The organism is Rhizobium sp. 'Codium 1', from assembly GCF_020889605.1.
GTDB lineage: Bacteria > Pseudomonadota > Alphaproteobacteria > Rhizobiales > Rhizobiaceae > Allorhizobium > Allorhizobium algae.
The window spans coordinates 1-1056 of record NZ_JAJGPW010000015.1; the positions used below are offsets into that span (position 1 = coordinate 1).

The 1056-nt window shown below is 53.7% G+C and carries 1 tRNA gene; it reads right to left on the reverse strand.

Going from position 1 to position 1056, the window contains the following annotated elements:
• Positions 1 to 299: 299 nt before the first annotated feature.
• Positions 300 to 390 (reverse strand) — tRNA-Ser (locus tag LJE98_RS20065).
• Between the last annotated feature and the right edge of the window lie 666 nt (positions 391 to 1056).

The window sequence follows — 1056 nt, forward strand, 5'->3', positions numbered from 1 at the left end:
AGCGCCGGAAACTACAGCGAGAGCTGCAGCGGAGCCGAGAAGAAGGCTCTTGATGTTCATTATTGACCTCCAGTCAATTATAGAGGTCACGACGTCTCTACGACTGGAAAATCACGCATTTACAGTCGCTTAGGATGTTTTGCGATTTTGCTGATGATGGCAATCCCTGACGGATCGCACTCAATGTCACTGTTTTGGGGGCCCACCGTCGCCGCGCCAGGCACGAAGACGAGCTGGCGAAACCAGGCGTGCGAAGGCCCCGTGTGAAGCTCAATCGATCATGTCAGGGATTATCGTGATGGCGGAGAGGAAGGGATTCGAACCCTCGATACGCTTTTGACGTATACTCCCTTAGCAGGGGAGCGCCTTCGACCACTCGGCCACCTCTCCGGTGCCGCCTGATTATTTGCTTGAATCAGTGAATGCAAGGCCTTTTCTCGGCTCTGCACATTTTAGCGTCCGGCATATTCCAGATGTCGAAGCACGCTTCTGCAATCGACGAAATGCGAATCGCGATTCCGTCGAGACATGATTCTGTCACTTGCCAGGCCTTCTCAGGTCGAAATTCACTGCTACGCCTCGAAACCGTCTGATCGAACAATGCATCCGGAGGGCGAGAGCAGATGGTTCGGACTGCAACTTTTTGCGGAATCCTGTGTCAAAATGGGAAGCAAGAGGCCTTTGAGGCCCTGGCTCTCCGGGTGACATCCCCTCAATAAGCGCCGGTTTTGCTTGGCTTTTCTTAACGAAACCTAAATGAAGTGAGGGCTGGCATCACGACTTTGTGGCCTTTCAGCAACAGGCCGGGTGGAAGGGTGGCCGCTTTTTCGCCTTTCCGCTCATTGGTGATTGCATGACCGGTGCGGTTTTGTATTTTCAACCTCGGAAGCGAGGCGGTGGATCGTCCGTCTTCTGAAACCGACGGGGATGGGGCAGGGAATGCTGTCCTTCAGCCAAATAACCCAGACCCATACGAAACTTGACTGGAGGTCAATAATGAACATCAAGAGCCTTCTTCTCGGCTCCGCTGCAGCTCTCGCTGTAGTTTCCGGCGCT